This window comes from Mucilaginibacter mali (assembly GCF_013283875.1).
GTDB lineage: Bacteria > Bacteroidota > Bacteroidia > Sphingobacteriales > Sphingobacteriaceae > Mucilaginibacter > Mucilaginibacter mali.
Map to the genome: position 1 here is coordinate 4,251,443 of NZ_CP054139.1, position 17,806 is coordinate 4,269,248.

Here is a 17,806-nt window from a genome sequence, read left to right on the forward strand (position 1 = left end):
TTGTGTTTGCAGGTTTACGAAAGTCATAGACTTTCGTTTATCAGTCGGCTTCAGTTATAAACTGAAGCCAGTGTTTGGGTCGGGGATCCTTCGTTATCGCTCAGGATGACGAGAAAAAAGGAGAGTATCTATGGCGTAGCCGAAACCCACACCTCGCCATCTTCAAAAACTTCCTTTTTCCAAATAGGTACGGTCTTTTTCAAAGTATCGATCAAAAAGCGGCAGGCATCAAAAGTGGCATCACGATGGGCGGCGGCTACGGCTATGATCACCGGTACCTCGCCAACTTCAAGTACGCCCGTGCGGTGGTGAATAGCCACGCGCTGCACCGGCCATTGCCGCATGGCTTGGTCGGCCAGTTTCTGCATTTCGCTGATGGCCATTTTTTCGTAGGCTTCAAATTCCAGTCGTAGTACACGTTTGCCTTTGGTGGCGTTACGCACGGTACCTATAAATACATCAATGCCACCGCAGCCGGGGGCCATTACCCAATCGATACAGGTTTGGATGTTAAGGGGTTGGGGGGATATGTGGATTTGTGTGTTCAATGTTTATTAGTAATAATTGTTATGCCGAACTTGTTTTCGGCATCTCATCATATAGGTAACCTGTCCTGTGGGTTCCTGAAACAAGTTCAGGATGACATAGAATACTACCCCCCGCTCACCGGCGGTATAACTGCTATCTCATCGCGTTCGTTAAGCAACAGATCATCGGCGGCGTATTCGTTATTTACGGCAAGCAGGTACGATGCGATCTGTTTCAGCCGGGGGTAGCGTGCTTCCAAGGCGGCTTTCAGGTCAGCGGCCGAAGCATCACCGGGCAGGTCAACTATAATGGATGACGCGCCGAAAATATCTTTGGCAATACCGAATGCGAGGATAGTTAGCTTCATATTCTTGATCAGTGCTAAGTTAACAAACTCTTGTCATTTCAGCTCGGTTATCATTTGGCTAAAGCCGTTTTATTTCATTGGTTATCCGTCCCATAAATGGGGACGGCAATGAATTATCGTTAATATAACTCATTGCCGTTGGCTTTAGCCAACGGATAGTTGCCATGACAGAGTGGGCTTTAGCCCAATTAATAGCGCACCACGTCCAATGTTAAACCTAAAATCGTATTATTGTTATGCAATGAAAAAACTGATCAGCAACCTTACCTTCCAGGTACTTGTGGCCATACTTTTGGGTGTAATTGTGGGCTATTACTTTAAAGGCTTCGGCCCGACGGCGCAAACCATCAGCAAGGTCTTCATCAGCATGATCACCATGCTGATCACCCCTATCATCTTCCTCACTATTGTGTTAGGCATTGCCGGTATGGACGATATGAAGAAGGTTGGCCGTGTTGGCGGTAAGGCCTTGCTGTATTTCGAGATCGTGACCACCTTCGCGCTGGTGATCGGCTTGGTGGTGGCCAATATTCTGCGCCCGGGCGATGGGGTTAACCCTAGCGTGCCTGCCGATGCCGCCAAACTGGCCGAATATCAGAAAGCCGCTTCGGAAATGAAATGGGGCGATTTTTTCGCGCATATTGTTCCGGGCAACGTGTTTGATGCTTTTGCCAAAGGCGATGTGTTGCAGGTGTTGTTCTTTGCGATACTGTTCGGTTACGGCATCAGCAAAATGGGCGAGACCGGCAAACCGCTTATCGCCACGTTCGATCGCTTATCGAAAGTGTTCTTCAATATCATGAAAGTGGTAATGAAACTGGCCCCTATCGGTGCCTTCGCTGGGATGGCCTATACCATTAGTAAGTACGGCGTACAAACTTTAAAACCGCTGGCCGCACTAATGGGTTCGGTTTATTTAACTATGTTCCTGTTCATTTTTGTGGTACTTAACCTTATTTGCTATATCTACAAATTCAGTCTTTGGCAATACCTAAAATTTATTCGCGAAGAAATATTGATCGTACTGGGCACCTCGTCATCAGAATCGGCCCTGCCGGGGATGATAGAGAAGATGGAAAAGTTTGGATGTTCCCGGTCGGTAGTTGGTCTGGTGATCCCTACGGGTTATTCATTCAATTTGGATGGTACGACCATTTACCTGTCAATGGCGGTAATATTTTTGGCGCAGGTGTTTAAGATCCCGTTATCGCTGGAGCAACAACTGGTGATCATCGGCATCCTGATGCTCACCTCTAAAGGCGCAGCGGCGGTTACCGGCGGCGGGTTCATCGTATTAACATCCACCCTAACGGCCATGAAGCTGATCCCGGTTGAAGGTGTGGCGATATTGCTGGGCGTAGACCGTTTTATGTCGGAAGCGCGGGCTATTACCAACGTGATTGGCAATGGGGTGGCGACAATTGTGATAGCGAAGAGTGAGGGAGAGTTTAACCCCCCGGCCCCCTAAAGGGGGAGTAAATGTCTGAATCAGAATTTTCAGGATTATTGAATTTTCAGAATTCTGTCCATCCTTAAATTCTGTAAATACTGATTCAGACAAACGGCACCGCCCGCTCAACCTAAACCTGATTGCAACGGAAAGCCCGCAAACGCAGCGTAGCGAAGTGCGGACTTGCAGTGTAAAGCAGGGCTACCGACCGCCATGAACTACTACCGTTCATTTTCAAGCCCCCTAAAGGGGAAACTTGTAAAGGGGGCAATAAGAGCTTGCTGTAATTTTTTTATTATCAGTATAAAAATTCCCCCTTTAGGGGGTTAGGGGGCTAAAATTTCTTTTGACATTACGGGCAATAACATTAGCTTTGCGCAAATAAAAAATAGATACATGAGTGTCCTTGTAAATAAAAATTCTAAAGTTATTGTTCAGGGTTTTACCGGTAAAGAAGGTACTTACCATGCAGAGCAAATGATTGCTTACGGCACGCAGCTGGTAGGCGGTGTTACGCCGGGTAAAGGCGGTCAGCAACATTTGGACAGGCCTGTTTTTAACACCGTTAAAGACGCGGTTGTTGCTACGGGTGCCGATGTATCTATCATATTTGTTCCCCCTCCGTTCGGTGCCGACGCTATTATGGAAGCTGCCGAAGCGGGCATTAAAGTGATTGTTTGTATTACCGAAGGTATCCCAACCAAGGATATGATAGCGGTGAAGGAATATTTGGTTGGTAAAGATACACGCCTGATCGGTCCTAACTGCCCGGGCATCATCACTGCCGACGAAGCTAAGATTGGTATCATGCCGGGCTTTATCTTCAAAAAAGGCAATGTTGGTGTGGTTTCAAAATCGGGTACCTTAACTTACGAAGCGGTTGACCAGGTGGTTAAAGCCGGTTTAGGTATCACTACCGCTATCGGTATCGGTGGCGACCCTATTATTGGTACACCAACCAAAGAGGCCGTTGAAATGCTGATGAACGATCCTGATACCCACGGTATCATTATGATCGGCGAGATTGGCGGTGGCATGGAAGCAGAAGCAGCCCGCTGGATAAAAGAAAACGGTACTAAGCCAGTTGTAGGTTTCATCGCCGGTCAAACCGCGCCTCCGGGCCGCCGTATGGGCCACGCCGGCGCTATTGTTGGTGGTGCCGACGATACCGCTGCTGCTAAAATGAAGATCATGGCCGAATGCGGTATCCGCGTGGTGGAGTCGCCTGCTGAAATTGGCGCTGCTATGGCTGAGGAACTGGCGAAGAAAGCTTAAAAGTAAAAGGCGAAAGCCAAAAGGTTTTATATATCAGGAACCCGTTCGTTTTAGGCGAACGGGTTCTTTTTTTGCCTTATTGTCATTGCGGGCGATAGCGCGGCGGTTAGACTCACCCGGTCGTTGCTTCGCCGACCACCCTCTCTTTCCTTTGGAAAAAGAGGGAAGAAGCAATCTCCGATAACCCATTCCCTCTTTTCGCGCAGCGAAGAGAGGGTCGACCAGCGTAGCGTAGTCGGGGTGAGTAATCGCGTCATTTGTTAAAAAATGTGAAAGCCCCACTCACATGACAACAGAATCCTATCTTGCCAGCTGAAAAATAAACCACTCATGCTTAAACCCATTAAATGGCTTTTTACAGCCATGCTGCTCTGCATTATCACCAACCTCGCTTCAGCACAAACTGATCTGACCGAAGCTATTGACAAACAACTGATCCCACTAACCACCACCGATCCTGGCGATGACCTTAGCGACCTTGCTAAACTGAAACCGCTGTTAAAAGATAAAACCATCATCGGCATAGGCGAAGCCACCCATGGCACGCACGAGTTTTTTACCATGAAACACCGCATGCTGCAATTTTTGGTGAAAGAGATGAGTATAAAGACTTTTGTGATAGAAGGCGACATGGCCGGCACCGAATACATGAACAACTATGTGCTTAACAGCAAAGGCGACCTGAACGCGGGCATTTATGGCATGGGCCTTGGCGTTTGGATGCGGCAGGAGTTTGTAGATATGGTAAATTGGGTAAAGGCTTACAATGCTACCCAAACGCCAGAAAACAAGGTGCGCTTTTATGGCTGCGATATGCAATATGGCACCTTTGCCATTAAAATATTAAAGGATGAATTGAGCAGATTGGGCCGTTTTACGCCAGAAATGGAGGCAGGTGCCCCGGGCTTTAATAAATACACCCCATCGCTAACGGGGAAAGAAAAAGCAGCGATGCGCAATACGGTAGCAAAACTTGCCGAAGTAAAATTTACCGATGGCGATACTGCCCTGTTTAACCGCTGTGTGCGCGAATTGCAGCAGGTAACGGGTTATATAGACGCGGCATCTACCTTTTTCCCTGCCAAACAAGACGAATACCGCGATAAATGCATGGCCGAAAATGTGGAATACCTGAACAACCATACCGGCCAAAATAAAATGATGCTTTGGGCACACAACGCGCATATCGGCAAAAACGATGGCAGCGACGGCCGCAAACGCATGGGTATGTGGCTAAGCCCAAATTTTAAGGATAAGTATTACGCCATGGGGTTCGACTTTAACGCGGGCAGCATGCTATCGTACGATGGGAAACTGCACAAAAATGTAGCGGTTGAAATGCCTGTAGCCAAAACAGGTTCAAGCGGGGCTGTATTCGCGCAGTGCAGTGTGCCCAATTTTATACTCGATTTTAAAACGGCATCGGCAGATCCTGTTATTAATACTTTTTTAAATGCCAGTATACCGTCATCATTTTACGGGGCGTCTTATAGCACAGGCGAAACGCCGCATTACGTTACCCACAAACTGGCCGCGGCTTATGATGCCATGATATTTATACGGGATACGCGGCCATCTATGGAGATAAAATAGTTGTGAGGGTAATCACTTATCTATCCATGAGCTAATAATGCGGCCTTGAGATTAAAAATTAAGGTGTAAATTGCCGTAAAACTTAAACTTTATGATAGATAAAATATCGTTAAAATTTGGTTCATCTACAGGGCAGTCTAACTTAGAAATTGATGTAACTCCTATAACCGTTTTTGTAGGCCCCAATAATTCTGGTAAAAGTAAAGTTTTAATTGAGATTGAATTTTTTGCCAGGCGTAGCCATGGCTCTGTATCAGACGTTATTATTAAAGACTTGGTATATACACCATTATCAAAAAAAGAAATTGAAGAGGAAATTGATAAAATAACTTCTGCCCCTAATACAAATGAGCATATAAGTGCAGGCACCGTCATACTTGCAAAGGTGAATGCACAAAGTAATCAAGCATCTCGGATAAGTGTTGATAAGCAAGGATTGATAGATGAAGCACAAAATCCAACCACAAAATACGGATATTATTCGCCATTTGTATCATTATATACCTTAAGGTTAAATGGGACAAATCGATTAAATTTACTAAAAGAACAACCTGCAGGAGATTTACAAGCTACACCTGCTAATCATTTAGCTCATCTCTTCGTTAACAATGAATTAAGGCAAGAAGTTCGAAGAATTATATTCGATGCTTTTGGGAAATATTATGTAATTGACCCAACAAATATTGGGAAACTACGCATTAGACTTGCAGATAGAGCACCTAAGAATGAACGTGAAGAAAAGGGATGGGAAAAAGAATCTGTTGATTATCATAGTCAAAGTACCTTAATAGATGTTGCAAGCGATGGGGTTAAGGCTTTTTCTGGAATTATTACTACATTATTAGCAGGCGATCCTAAAATTACATTAATAGATGAACCAGAGGCTTTTTTGCATCCAGGCCTTGCCAGTAAACTCGGAAAAGAAATTGGCAGGTCTCTTCGGAATTCAAAAAAACGACTTTTTGTTTCTACACACAGTTCGTCATTTTTGATGGGGTGCATACAATCCGGAGCACCGCTAAATATAGTCCGGCTAACTTATAAAAATGAAATACCAACCGCAAGATTACTGCCCCAGGACAAGATCTTACATTTAATGCGGCACCCTTTACTTAGATCGACCGGGGTTTTAAATGGATTATTTTATGAAACTGTAATTGTAACTGAAGCAGACTCAGATAGGGCTTTCTATCAAGAAATAAATGAAAGATTACTATCTCAAAATAACGGAAGAGGCATAACCAATTGTTTGTTTATAAACGCACAGAACAAACAAACAGTTTGGGATATTGTGAGGCCATTGCGAGAATTAGGGATTCCTGCTATTGGGATAGTTGATATAGATGTTGTTAAAGAAGGTGGTCAAGTATTTACTAAATTACTTGAGAATACATTCATTCCACAGTTAAATCACCAAGCCTTTCAGAACCAAAGAAAGACAATATATGATGCATTAGAATTGACTAAAACGAAATGGAAAGTAGCAGGAGGAATAAACGTACTTGATAGGGAAAGTAAAGAAGCCTGTTCTAATTTTTTTGATCAATTAGAGGAGTATGGCATATTTGTCGTTAGAAATGGAGAATTAGAGTCTTGGCTAAAATATCTTGGAGCAACAGGTCATGGATCTAACTGGCTGATAGAGATATTTGAGAAGATGGGGGAAACCCCTGACGCAGGAGACTATGTAAAGCCACAAAATGATGATGTATGGATGTTTATGGACAGCATCCAAAAATGGCTTGAAAATAAAAACAGGAAAGGAATTCCACAATAAATATTAGTCTTCCCTTATCTCCGTCTCCCCTGCCGGCGGCATCAAATGCGCAAATTTTTCCCAGAAGCCATCCTTAGGCAATGGCGCGGTAACTTCAACCGGTTCTTTTTTAATGGGGTGCATAAACTGTAACCTTCGCGCGTGCAGGCTAATGCTGTTATGCAGACTGCCACGCGGATAACCGTACTTATTATCGCCTACAATAGGGCAGTTTAAACTGGCCAACTGCACACGGATCTGGTGCGGGCGACCGGTTATGGGGTTTACTTCTATCAGGTAGTAACCGTTCAGTTCGCCGGCCAGGCGGTAATGCAATTCGCTGCGCAGGCTGCCTTTTACCTCGTGCCCGTGGGCGGTGGTTACATTTTTTTTAGGGTTTTTTACCAACCAGTGCACTAAATTTCCAAAAGGCGGATTGGGGCGGTTACGCACCACCGCGTAATAGGTTTTGCGCATCTGGCGGGTTTTGAAGAGTTCGTTCATCCGCTCAAGCGCCTTGCTGGTTTTAGCGAACAGGATCACGCCGCTTACAGGGCGATCCAGCCGGTGCACTACGCCTAAAAACGCGCCGTTGGGTTTATTATATTTTTTGGCAAGATACTTTTTAACTTTTTCATCAAGCGGCTCGTCGCCGGTATCATCTACCTGCACAATATCGCCCGCGCGCTTGTTTACAACAATCAGGTGATTATCCTCGTAAAGCACATCATCATCGGTAATAGGGCCCGATGGGATGAAAGGGAGTCTTTTGTTCATAGTTCATGGTTGATAGTTCATAGAATACGCCATTGGGCTAAGAATGTTTGCACGGCCATGAACTATCAACCATGAACCATGAACTGATCTTAATACTGCTCCTTATCACTCGGGAAATCCGTAGCCTTTACATCGCTTACGTAGCCTTTTATCGCCTCGTTCATCACATCGTACAAATTGGCGTACTGGCGTAAAAAGCGTGGTGTAAAACCTTTGTTAATACCCAGCATATCATGTATTACCAGTACCTGCCCGCTGCAATGCTTGCCGGCGCCAATGCCAATGGTAGGGATCTGCAGGCTGTCGGTTACTTCTTTGGCCAGCGCGGCGGGTATCTTTTCCAGCACAGTAGCAAAGCAACCCAACTCCTGGAGTTTCAGCGCGTCCTCACGAAGCTTTTGTGCTTCGGCCTCCTGCTTGGCGCGTACGGTATAGGTGCCAAATTTATATATCGATTGCGGTGTCAGGCCCAAATGCCCCATAACAGGGATGCCGGCTGCTAATATCCTGCTTACCGATTCGGCTATTTCCAGGCCGCCTTCCAGCTTTACGCCATGCGCGCCGGCCTCTTTCATAATACGGATAGCCGAGTTCAACGCCTCTTTTGAGTTACCCTGGTACGAGCCAAAAGGCAGATCGACAATAACCAGCGAACGTTTGGCCGCGCGTACAACCGATGACGCGTGATAGATCATCTGATCAAGCGTTATGGGCAGCGTGGTCTCGTGCCCGGCCATCACGTTTGATGCTGAGTCGCCTACCAGTATCACGTCGATACCCGCGTCATCCACCACCGTGGCCATCGAATAATCGTAGGCGGTTAGCATAGCTATCTTCTCGCCACGGTTCTTCATTTCCTGTAAAACGTGGGTGGTAATGCGCTTAACTTCCTTGTGTACTGACATAGCGGTAGGGTTTGTTGCTGCAAAGGTGCAATTTTATGTGCAGATGTGCGAATATGCAGATATGCAAATAATTGTTTAGGTATCGTCATATTTAATTATTTGCACATTCGCACATCTGCACACTTGCACATCAAAAACAAAAACCGTACTTTTGCGGCCGTGAAATACGAATTAACAAGTCATACTTCACCTGCCCATTTTACGGAAAGCACTCCAGCCAAACCGGCCCAATATCCATTTTTAAATTTTTTAGCAAAATGACGAATTACACCAAACTTCCGGCTGTATTATTACTTGACGACGGCACCGTTTTTCACGGAAAGGCCGCAGGCAAAATTGGTACCACCACCGGCGAAATTTGTTTTAATACGGGCATGACCGGTTACCAGGAGGTATTTACCGATCCATCGTACTTTGGCCAGATCATGGTTGCCACCAACTCGCACATTGGCAACTACGGTGTTAACCACGACGAGGTGGAGTCTGAAAAAATACAGATAGCCGGCCTGGTTTGTAAAAACTATAATATCGCCTACAGCCGTAAACAGGCCGATGGTTCTATCCAGGATTACTTCCAGCAGCAAAACATCGTATCGATATCTGATATCGATACGCGCGAACTGGTACGCCACATCCGCGATAAAGGTGCCATGAACGCCATCATCTCGTCTGAGATACTGGATATAGATGAGCTTAAGACTAAACTTGCCGAAGTACCTTCAATGGACGGGCTTGAACTATCATCGCAAGTGTCAACTACCGAAACTTATACTTTTGGCGATGAAAGCGCTCCCCTGCGTGTGGCCGTGCTTGACCTTGGTGTAAAGAAAAACATCCTGCGTAACTTTAGCGACCGCGGCGTATACGCCAAAGTATATCCTGCTAAAACTACTTATGCCGAAATGGAGGCCGACCTTGCCCCTAACGGATACTTTATCAGCAACGGCCCCGGCGATCCTGCCGCTATGCCTTATGCTATTGAAACCGTGAAGGAGATCTTAAAAGCCGATAAGCCAATGTTTGGTATTTGCCTTGGCCACCAATTACTGGCTTTGGCTAACGATATCCCAACTCAAAAAATGTTTAATGGCCACCGCGGTTTAAACCACCCGGTAAAAAACATTATTAAAAATCATTGCGAGGTAACATCGCAAAACCATGGTTTTGGTGTGGTGCCTGAAGCTGTTCGCGCATCAGACAAGGTAGAGATCACCCATATTAACCTTAATGACCAATCGATAGAAGGTATCCGTGTGAAAGATAAAAAAGCCTTCTCGGTGCAATATCACCCTGAATCATCTCCGGGCCCTCACGATTCGCGCTACCTGTTTGATGATTTTGTGGAAATGATCAAATAAGGTAAAAGGATAAAGGCGAAAGCTGAAAGGTTTTTGAAAGGCGAAGTGTTTAACATTTCGCCTTTTTGATTGTACACTGGCAGTTACGAAATCAATCGTTAGTTGTTTTATGCCATAATCTATGCCAGGCCAGGTTAAAGGCAATCACTACGTGATTAAACAGCGTAGGTATCAACCCATAATGCCGCTTCATAATATCAAAACGCTCCTGCAAGCTTTGGCGGTGCCGGGCTTTCGACATCCCTCCAACCAGGTATTTGGCTACATAACCATCAACCTTGACAATCTTCCTTGCTTTCTTAGCTGCGCGGATGATCCAGTCGATATCGGAACTTAACTGGTAACGGCGATCGTATGGATCGGCCAGCGAGCGGCGGATATAAATGGCCTGGTGGCTCACGCTCATACCATAATTAAAGCTTCGCCAGGTAAAATTATCGGGCGCTTTATGCCGGCGCTGCCCAAGGCTTTGCAGCTCGTCGTTTATCATTTCGGTCTCGCCATAATAAATATCGGCATTGGGCGCGGTAGCAAAAACGTTGACAACGGTGGTGTTATCGTAAAACTCGTCGCCGCTGTTCATAAATATTACGTAATCGCCGGTGGCGGCAGCAAGGCCCTTGTTCATGGCATCGTAAATACCCTCGTCCTTTTCGCTGATGAGTTTGCTTATTTGATCACGGTATTTGGTTATCACATCCAGCGTGCCATCGTGCGATAAACCATCCACCACAATATATTCCATATGCGGATAGCTTTGGTTAACAACCGAAAGCATCGTGCGTTCGATATCGTGCACGTTGTTGTAAACAATAGTAATAACCGATAAAACAGGATTTGGAACCGCCATTAATATTCGAGTAACGAGCGGTAAAGTTCGGTATATTTTTCGGCAACTATCTCATTGCTGAAGTTTACCAGCACTTTATTACGGGCGTTAGTGGCTAATACCGAAGCCAGGGGATTATCCAGCACAAAGCGGATGCCCGCCGCAAAATCAGCGCCCGATTTATATTCGGCAAGATAGCCGTTTTGCATGTGGTCTACCATATCGGGGATGCCGCCGGTATTAAAGGCAACCACTGGCGTTCCGCAGGATAGTGCCTCCATCACCGTATTGGGCAGGTTATCCTCGATAGCCGGGGTCACGAAAACATCGGCGAGACTGTACAGTTCAGCAATATCCTGTTGTGAGGTAAGGATGCCGATATCGTGAACCTTAAAAGGCAGCATTGCCAAATCGAAACTTTTATTTTTACCAAATACCACGATATCTACTTCATCGCTGTGGGTTTTACGCAGATCGTTAAGCGCTTCCACCAGGTAGGCCATACCCTTGCGGCGGTCCAGGATATTGGCGGCACCGAAAAGGATGATCTTTTTATCAGTACCGACATTCCACTTCACACGCAATGCGTCGTTATCCATCGGCAAAAACATTTCGGTATCGATAGGATTAGGAATGGTCTCTATCCGGTAACCTTGCAGCAGCGAACTGGTGCGTGCCACATCGGCCAGCCAGTGGCTGCAGGTTACAAAAACAACGCTGTCCGGATCGGAAAACAGGTGCATCTTGCGTTGCCAGCCTTTGTTGGATATGTCCTTGGCCTCGGGATCTCTCAACATCCAGCAATGGCCGCACTGGTGCAGGTAATGATCGCAATCGCCGGCATAATGGCAGCCTCCGGTAAAAGTCCACATATCGTGCAGGGTCCATACTACAGGTTTACCCATGCGGCTTAACGCTATCAGGTTATTGATGGATTGAAAGCCCTGGCTGGTCCAATGCAGGTGCAGCAGATCGGCAGCGGTCACCAATTGGTGATCCGATATATCGGTGCCGGTATTGGCGGTAGAGAACGCAAAGCGCACCGCTTTGCTATCGGCATTAAATATGATAAACGGGACGCGCTCGGCATAAAAATTATATTTTGCCTGCAATTTGCTCCATAGGCCCCGGATGGTTGAAGTTACGCGCTCATCGCCGGTTTTTTTATCCTGTACCAGCAAATTAGCATCTACCTTATTTTGCCGCAGGGCTTTTAAAAGGCGCATACAAGCGGCAGGAGCACCACCTCCGGCATCGGATGTATTAATAAGCGTAACTTTCATGCAGACAGGTGTGCTATATTGGCGACAATTATAATAATTATAAAAATGAAAATTTTACTTTTGATGTTTGGTATTTATAATAGTTAAAAAACACAACCACCACGAATAAATGGGCTTTTTTACTTACTTGTTCCAGGACTGGCGCGCTAACCGGGGTAACCCCAAAGGCAAACTGGTGATGCTGATGTTTCGCCTGGTGCAGTATGTAAACCAGTATACGGTGTTAAAGATCATCTTTATCCCTTACCTCATCTGGTACCGTTTTTTTGTAGAATGGTGCCTGTGTATTGAGTTACCGCGCAAACTAACCATAGGCAAAGGGCTGATATTGTATCACGGCCAGGCGCTGGTGGTGAACTTTAAAACCGTAATTGGCGATAATTGCGTGCTGCGTAATTCGGTAACCATTGGCCACAAAAAACTGGCTGACGGCAGCATGAGCGCCGCGCCGCGCATTGGTAACAATGTAGATATTGGGGCTAATGTGTGTATCATCGGCGATATTACTATTGGCGATAACGTGGTGATAGGCGCCGGGAGCGTGGTGGTGAAGGACATACCATCTAACTGTGTGATGGTGGGGAACCCGGCGAGACCCCTCCCCAACCCCTCCCGGGAAGGAGAGGGGCTTTAAGAAGCATTGCGGCCGTAGACTCACCCGATCTACGCTGCGCTGGACCACCCTCTCTTCGCTGCGCGAAAAGAGGGAATAAGATTTCGGATACTGCTCCTGCCCTCTTTCCGCGCAGCGAAGAGAGGGCAGGGGAGTGAAACGATGTCGGGGGTGAGTAGATAGGGTGATAAGTAAATTGAATTGATGCAAAACTTAACAGACCGTAATTTTTGGAAGGCTTTTTGGGAATCGAAAAAAGACCTGATATTCCCTATTAAGCCCGATTACTATTTCGGGGAGATAATGGGCAAGCTGATAGCCGAAAAAGGCGTAAAGAACGCTATTGAACTGGGCGGCTTCCCCGGTTATTATTCCACCTATCTTAAGAAATACCAAAAGCTGGACACTACGCTGTTCGATTATTATATCGACGAGGATATTATTAACCGCTTGCTGGAGCGCAATGGATTGAAACCCGGCGATATCCACATTATCGAATCGGACCTGTTTAATTACAAAGTAGAGCAGCCTTACGATATGGTTTGCTCATTCGGTTTGATAGAACATTTTAGCGATACGAAGGATATCATCAGCCGCCACCTGCAATTTTTAAAACCCGGCGGGGTGCTGTTCATCACCCTACCAAACTTTAAAGGCGTTAACGGTTGGGTGCAGCGCAATTTCGATCGCAGCAATTACGATAAGCACTTTATTGAAAGTATGGATCTGCCGCGCCTTTCTGCCATCTGTAAAGAGTTAGGCCTGAAAGAGGTAGAATCATTCTATCACGGTAAGTTCTCAGTATGGCTGGAGAACCGTGCCGAGCAGAATGCTGTAGTGAAAGGGCTGGTAAAAACCATATGGCTGGCCGGAAAAGTATTCACAAAAGCGGTACCTGTTGAAACAAAGGTGTTTTCGCCATATATTGTATTGAAAGCAATTAAGTAAATTGCGGCGGGACAGTCGCGATTATATCATAATAACCACAAGGCCGTCCGTTAACCAACGGACGGCCTTGTGCGTTTAAAATATTCAGCATCCAGTGTAATAATCGGGCTGCGGGATTGTCTCACTTATATCAAAAAGAAAAAACTTTATTAACTCATTTTCTATGCGAAAATTATACCCGTACCTGTGCGCTTTGCTGCTCCCGGCATTTGTACATGCGCAAAGTAAAGATGTATACTTTACATCAAACCCAACCTTAACCCCCGATGGCAAAACCGTTATCTTCAGTTACGAAGGCGACCTTTGGAAAGCCGACATCGGCACCACAGTAGCTACCCGCATTACCGGCATGCAAGGCGAAGAAAGTAACCCGCACGTATCGCCCGATGGGCAATGGCTGGCCTTCAGCTCTAACCAGTACGGCAATAACGATGTATACGTTATGCCTTTGGCTGGCGGCGATATCAAACAGCTAACCTGGCACGATGCCAGCGACGAGGTAGACTCGTGGAGCTGGGATTCAAAGACCATATATTTCACTTCGGGCCGGTACAACGGTTTTTCTGAATATAAAGTAGGCCGCGATGGCGGCACGCCGGTACGTTTGTTCGGTAACTATTTCAATACCATACATGGTGTGGTCGAGCATCCCAAGACCGGCGAGCTCTTCTTCAGCGATACCTGGGAAAGCTACCGTTTCCCGCAGCGTAAGCATTACAAAGGTTCGTACAACCCGGATATCGCATCGTATAACCCTAAAACCAAAGCCTACAAGCAATATACCGATTGGATAGGTAAAGATTTTTGGACAACTGTTGACCAAAAAGGCAATATCTATTTTGTATCAGACGAAGCAAACGGCGAGTATAACCTGTATACCTTCACTAACGGAAAAAAAACAGCATTGACCAGTTTCCCAACCTCTATCAAGCGCCCTAACGTTAGCGCCAACGGCGAAAAGGTGGTTTTTGAAAAAGGCTACCAGCTATTTGTTTACGATGTGGCCAGCAAACAAACACAGAAACTAAACTTCACCATTTTCCGCAATAATGTATTGCCTAAGGAGCAGGAATTTGAGGTTACCGGTCGCATTGAAGCGATGGATCTCTCTGTTGATGGTAAAAAGATGGCCTTTGTATCGCGCGGCGAACTGTTTGTAAGCGATGCCGATGGCAAATTTATCCGCCAGGTACAGCGCGGCAACAGCGAACGTGTTACCGAGGTGAAGTGGTTACCCGATAACCGCAGTTTAATTTACTGCCGCACGGTTGGTGGCTACCCTAACCTGTTTACCATTGCAGCCGATGGCACCGGTACCGAAAAGCAGCTGACAACCGATAAAGGCAGCGACCGCCTGATGACCACCAATAAAAACCATACGCAAGCCGTTTACCTGAGCGGCCGTAACGAGGTGCGGTTGGTCGACCTGAAAACGCTGGAAAGCAAAACCATTGTGAAGGACGAACTTTGGGGCTTCCAAAACTCGCAGCCGGGCTTCTCGCCTAATGGCGAGTATGTAATATATACAGCCATCCGCAATTTTGAGCAGGATATTTTTGTGTATAAGATCAGCAACGGCAAGATCACTAACCTTACCAACAGCGGCGTTACCGAGAACGAGCCGGTATGGTCGCCGGATGGTAAGTATATCTTCTTTGCCTCATCGTTAACACAGCCGCAATATCCATACGGATCGCGCGATGCGCATATTTACCGCATTTCGCTGCAAAAGTATGATGACTATTATCGTTTGAATAAATTTAACGACCTGTTTACTGAAGTAAAGAAGGACAGCACCCCGGTACAGAAAAAACTGGCCGACCTGAAGCTGGATGATAAAAAGCCATCGGTGCAACCAACACCAAAACCACCTGCCGATATTACCATCGATACCGAAGATATTATGAAGCGTTTGGAGCGCATTAGTCCAGCGTTTGGCCAGCAGCGCTCGGTTGATGTGATACAGAAGGGCGAGAAAACTTTTGTGTACTACGCATCAAACCATGCCGAAGGTCGCAGCGCTATCTATCGTACCACCATCGAGCCTTTCGAGAATAACAAGACCGAGAAGGTAATGGGTGCTGATTTTGGCGGCTTCGATCTGGTGAAAACTGCCGATAAATACTATATGCTGGCCAATGGCGCGGTTTATAAGCTAAACATCGACATGAATAAGGTTGATAAAATAGATATGAACTATCATTTCGACCGCAACCTGGCCGGTGAGTTCGCACAGATGTTTGACGAAAGCTGGGCCGGTTTGGATGAGAATTATTACGACGGCAATTTCCACGGCGCTAACTGGGCCAAGATCCACGATGATTACAAAGCCTACGTACCATACCTGAACAACCGCGCCGACCTGCGCCTGCTGCTGAACGACATGCTGGGCGAGCTGAACTCATCGCACCAGGGCTTCAACTCGGGTGGTACCGAGGAACGCCCTTATCTGCGTTACCGCACTATGGAGACCGGCGTTGTGTTCGATAACGAAGACCCTTACAAAGTGGCATCGATATTAAAGATGAGCAATGCCGACAGGAAAGGTGTAGACATACAAGCCGGTGACCGCCTGAAAGCGGTGAACGGCGTTAAGGTTGACGAAAAGACCGACCGTAACTTCTACTTCACCAAACCATCATTGGATGCCGAACTGGAATTAAGCTTTGATCGTGGCGGCAAGACTGTGAACGTAAAAGTGCACCCTGAAGCATCGGGCCAGTTCAGGAACGATCTGTATGACGACTGGATAGACCAGAACAAAAAAGAGGTAGAGCAGAAAAGCAAGAACCGCATCGCCTATGTGTACATGAAGGATATGACCGGCCCATCGCTGGATAAGTTTATGACCGACATGGTGGATTACGCTTACAGCAAAGACGCATTGATATTAGACCTGCGTTACAACACCGGCGGTAACGTGCACGATGGTGTGCTGCAATTCCTGTCGCAGCGCCCATACCTGCAATGGCAATACCGCGGCGGTGCTAAAACGCAGCAGCCAAATTTTGGGCCTTCGGCAAAACCGATCATCCTGCTGGTGAACGAGCAAACCCTGAGCGACGGAGAGATGACCGCTACCGGCTTTAAAGCTTTAAAACTGGGCAAGATCATCGGCACCGAAACCTACCGCTGGATCATCTTTACCAGCGCCAAAGGTTTGGTTGATGGCTCCAGCTACCGCGTACCGGCCTGGGGTTGTTTCACGCTGGATGGACAGGATATCGAAAAGAACGGTGTAACCCCGGATATCAATATCAAAACCGGCTTTACCGACCGCCTGAACAATAACGACCCGCAGTTGGATAAAGCCATCAGCGAGATTATGGGAGTTTTGAAGTAAATCCGGAAGTCGGAAAGACGGAAAGTCCGGAAGATATTAAGCAGAAGGCGAGGGCGAAAGCTCCTCGCCTTCTGCTTTTAGCACCCCGTCATTCTGAGCGATAGCGAAGAATCCCAAACTATGCATAACCACTCTGCTTATCGGGGCTCCTTCGCTATCGCTCCAGGATGACGTATCAGTATGGGTATGTATTTCACCTTTCCTCATTCGCCATTCTTTTACTACCTTTGCTGTCCTTTAAAATTGATAAAATGAGTAAAGCAATAATTAAAACCGCCAAAGGCGATATGACCGTAGAGTTTTACGATCAGGACGCGCCGAACACCGTAGCCAACTTTAAAAAATTAGCTAAAGAAGGTTTTTACGATGGTGTTACCTTTCACCGTGTTATCCCTGATTTTGTGATACAAGGCGGTTGCCCATTCTCTAAAGATGCAGCTACCGCTTACCGCGCAGGTTCGGGTGGCCCGGGTTACCACATTGATTGTGAGCTGACCGGCGGTAACCAATATCACGATCGCGGTGTGCTTTCTATGGCGCATGCCGGCCGTAATACCGGTGGTTCGCAGTTTTTTATTTGCCACAGCCGTAACAACACCGCTCACTTAGACCGTAACCACACCTGCTTTGGTAAAGTGATCGAAAATGTTGATCTGGTTGACGATATCCGCCAGGGCGATAAAATTTTAGGTATCGAAGTAATTGAAGGATAGTGATTAGTGAGCAGTTGATTAGTGAGTGGTTCTTAACTTAATCAACCGCTCATCTATTCAACTTAATA

At 46.5% G+C, this 17,806-nt stretch carries 15 protein-coding genes; 9 read left to right on the forward strand and 6 right to left on the reverse strand.

All coding sequences use genetic code 11. The features are described 5' to 3' along the window. Positions 1 to 128: 128 nt before the first annotated feature. The gene (locus HQ865_RS17815) at positions 129 to 548 is read right to left on the reverse strand and encodes a molybdenum cofactor biosynthesis protein MoaE (RefSeq protein ID WP_237073488.1); all 420 of its coding nucleotides are present in this window, start codon (positions 546 to 548) and stop codon (positions 129 to 131) included. 104 nt (positions 549 to 652) lie between these two features. Next, positions 653 to 895, reverse strand: coding sequence for a MoaD/ThiS family protein (locus tag HQ865_RS17820; RefSeq protein ID WP_173416199.1), 243 nt, complete (start codon positions 893 to 895; stop codon positions 653 to 655). Between the two features lie 241 nt (positions 896 to 1,136). On the opposite strand from HQ865_RS17820, the gene dctA reads away from it, so the two are divergent. From dctA to HQ865_RS17840, 4 genes are all read left to right on the forward strand, one after another. Further along, a complete protein-coding gene (gene dctA / locus HQ865_RS17825; protein ID WP_173416200.1) occupies positions 1,137 to 2,363 on the forward strand; it encodes a C4-dicarboxylate transporter DctA in 1,227 nt (408 codons plus the stop codon). 378 nt (positions 2,364 to 2,741) lie between these two features. Then, positions 2,742 to 3,620 (forward strand): succinate--CoA ligase subunit alpha, encoded by an 879-nt coding sequence (sucD, locus tag HQ865_RS17830; RefSeq protein WP_173416201.1) that lies wholly within the window; start codon positions 2,742 to 2,744, stop codon positions 3,618 to 3,620. A 330-nt stretch (positions 3,621 to 3,950) separates the two neighbouring features. Next, complete coding sequence (locus HQ865_RS17835; RefSeq protein WP_173416202.1) at positions 3,951 to 5,213, forward strand: erythromycin esterase family protein; 1,263 nt, start codon at positions 3,951 to 3,953, stop codon at positions 5,211 to 5,213. A gap of 91 nt (positions 5,214 to 5,304) precedes the next feature. Next, positions 5,305 to 6,990, forward strand: a complete 1,686-nt coding sequence (locus tag HQ865_RS17840; RefSeq protein ID WP_173416203.1) for an ATP-dependent nuclease — start codon at positions 5,305 to 5,307, stop codon at positions 6,988 to 6,990. 3 nt (positions 6,991 to 6,993) lie between these two features. On the opposite strand, the gene HQ865_RS17845 is transcribed toward HQ865_RS17840, so the two are convergent. Both HQ865_RS17845 and panB read right to left on the reverse strand, forming a co-directional pair. Next, on the reverse strand, positions 6,994 to 7,746 hold the full coding sequence (locus HQ865_RS17845; RefSeq protein ID WP_173416204.1) for an RluA family pseudouridine synthase: 753 nt from the start codon (positions 7,744 to 7,746) through the stop codon (positions 6,994 to 6,996). A gap of 89 nt (positions 7,747 to 7,835) precedes the next feature. Further along, positions 7,836 to 8,651 carry a 3-methyl-2-oxobutanoate hydroxymethyltransferase gene (gene panB, locus HQ865_RS17850; RefSeq protein ID WP_173416205.1) on the reverse strand — a complete coding sequence of 272 codons (816 nt, stop codon included), beginning with the start codon at positions 8,649 to 8,651 and terminating at the stop codon, positions 7,836 to 7,838. A gap of 257 nt (positions 8,652 to 8,908) precedes the next feature. Between panB and carA the strand changes: the two genes are divergently transcribed. Next, a complete protein-coding gene (gene carA / locus HQ865_RS17855; RefSeq protein WP_173416206.1) occupies positions 8,909 to 10,009 on the forward strand; it encodes a glutamine-hydrolyzing carbamoyl-phosphate synthase small subunit in 1,101 nt (366 codons plus the stop codon). 91 nt (positions 10,010 to 10,100) lie between these two features. Here the strand turns inward: carA and HQ865_RS17860 are convergent, their stop codons facing one another. Together HQ865_RS17860 and HQ865_RS17865 are read right to left on the reverse strand one after the other, a co-directional pair. After that, positions 10,101 to 10,859, reverse strand: coding sequence for a glycosyltransferase family 2 protein (locus HQ865_RS17860; RefSeq protein ID WP_173416207.1), 759 nt, complete (start codon positions 10,857 to 10,859; stop codon positions 10,101 to 10,103). Next, positions 10,859 to 12,121, reverse strand: coding sequence for a glycosyltransferase family 4 protein (locus HQ865_RS17865; RefSeq protein WP_173416208.1), 1,263 nt, complete (start codon positions 12,119 to 12,121; stop codon positions 10,859 to 10,861). Before HQ865_RS17865 ends, HQ865_RS17860 begins: the two co-directional genes overlap by 1 nt. A 109-nt stretch (positions 12,122 to 12,230) precedes the next feature. Here HQ865_RS17865 and HQ865_RS17870 point away from each other — a divergent pair, with 109 nt between their 5' ends. The 4 genes from HQ865_RS17870 to HQ865_RS17885 all read left to right on the forward strand — a co-directional run bounded on the left by HQ865_RS17870 (position 12,231) and on the right by HQ865_RS17885 (position 17,738). Then, positions 12,231 to 12,755 (forward strand): serine acetyltransferase, encoded by a 525-nt coding sequence (locus HQ865_RS17870; protein WP_173416209.1) that lies wholly within the window; start codon positions 12,231 to 12,233, stop codon positions 12,753 to 12,755. A gap of 183 nt (positions 12,756 to 12,938) precedes the next feature. Next, positions 12,939 to 13,682 carry a class I SAM-dependent methyltransferase gene (locus HQ865_RS17875; RefSeq protein WP_173416210.1) on the forward strand — a complete coding sequence of 248 codons (744 nt, stop codon included), beginning with the start codon at positions 12,939 to 12,941 and terminating at the stop codon, positions 13,680 to 13,682. 163 nt (positions 13,683 to 13,845) lie between these two features. Then, positions 13,846 to 17,025: a S41 family peptidase gene (locus HQ865_RS17880; RefSeq protein WP_173416211.1), complete on the forward strand. Its 3,180-nt coding sequence runs from the start codon at positions 13,846 to 13,848 to the stop codon at positions 17,023 to 17,025. Positions 17,026 to 17,276: 251 nt separating this feature from the next. After that, on the forward strand, positions 17,277 to 17,738 hold the full coding sequence (locus HQ865_RS17885) for a peptidylprolyl isomerase (protein WP_173416212.1): 462 nt from the start codon (positions 17,277 to 17,279) through the stop codon (positions 17,736 to 17,738). Positions 17,739 to 17,806: the final 68 nt, after the last annotated feature.

Excerpts from the sequence above, each read along its gene's own strand:
- HQ865_RS17860 (WP_173416207.1), bottom strand. The coding sequence starts at position 10,859 with ATGGCGGTTCCAAATCCTGTTTTATCGGTTATTACTATTGTTTACAAC.
- panB (WP_173416205.1), bottom strand. The coding sequence starts at position 8,651 with ATGTCAGTACACAAGGAAGTTAAGCGCATTACCACCCACGTTTTACAG.
- HQ865_RS17845 (WP_173416204.1), bottom strand. The coding sequence starts at position 7,746 with ATGAACAAAAGACTCCCTTTCATCCCATCGGGCCCTATTACCGATGAT.
- HQ865_RS17835 (WP_173416202.1), top strand. The coding sequence starts at position 3,951 with ATGCTTAAACCCATTAAATGGCTTTTTACAGCCATGCTGCTCTGCATT.
- sucD (WP_173416201.1), top strand. The coding sequence starts at position 2,742 with ATGAGTGTCCTTGTAAATAAAAATTCTAAAGTTATTGTTCAGGGTTTT.
- HQ865_RS17875 (WP_173416210.1), top strand. The coding sequence starts at position 12,939 with ATGCAAAACTTAACAGACCGTAATTTTTGGAAGGCTTTTTGGGAATCG.
- HQ865_RS17870 (WP_173416209.1), top strand. The coding sequence starts at position 12,231 with ATGGGCTTTTTTACTTACTTGTTCCAGGACTGGCGCGCTAACCGGGGT.
- carA (WP_173416206.1), top strand. The coding sequence starts at position 8,909 with ATGACGAATTACACCAAACTTCCGGCTGTATTATTACTTGACGACGGC.
- HQ865_RS17820 (WP_173416199.1), bottom strand. The coding sequence starts at position 895 with ATGAAGCTAACTATCCTCGCATTCGGTATTGCCAAAGATATTTTCGGC.
- dctA (WP_173416200.1), top strand. The coding sequence starts at position 1,137 with ATGAAAAAACTGATCAGCAACCTTACCTTCCAGGTACTTGTGGCCATA.
- HQ865_RS17885 (WP_173416212.1), top strand. The coding sequence starts at position 17,277 with ATGAGTAAAGCAATAATTAAAACCGCCAAAGGCGATATGACCGTAGAG.
- HQ865_RS17880 (WP_173416211.1), top strand. The coding sequence starts at position 13,846 with ATGCGAAAATTATACCCGTACCTGTGCGCTTTGCTGCTCCCGGCATTT.
- HQ865_RS17840 (WP_173416203.1), top strand. The coding sequence starts at position 5,305 with ATGATAGATAAAATATCGTTAAAATTTGGTTCATCTACAGGGCAGTCT.
- HQ865_RS17865 (WP_173416208.1), bottom strand. The coding sequence starts at position 12,121 with ATGAAAGTTACGCTTATTAATACATCCGATGCCGGAGGTGGTGCTCCT.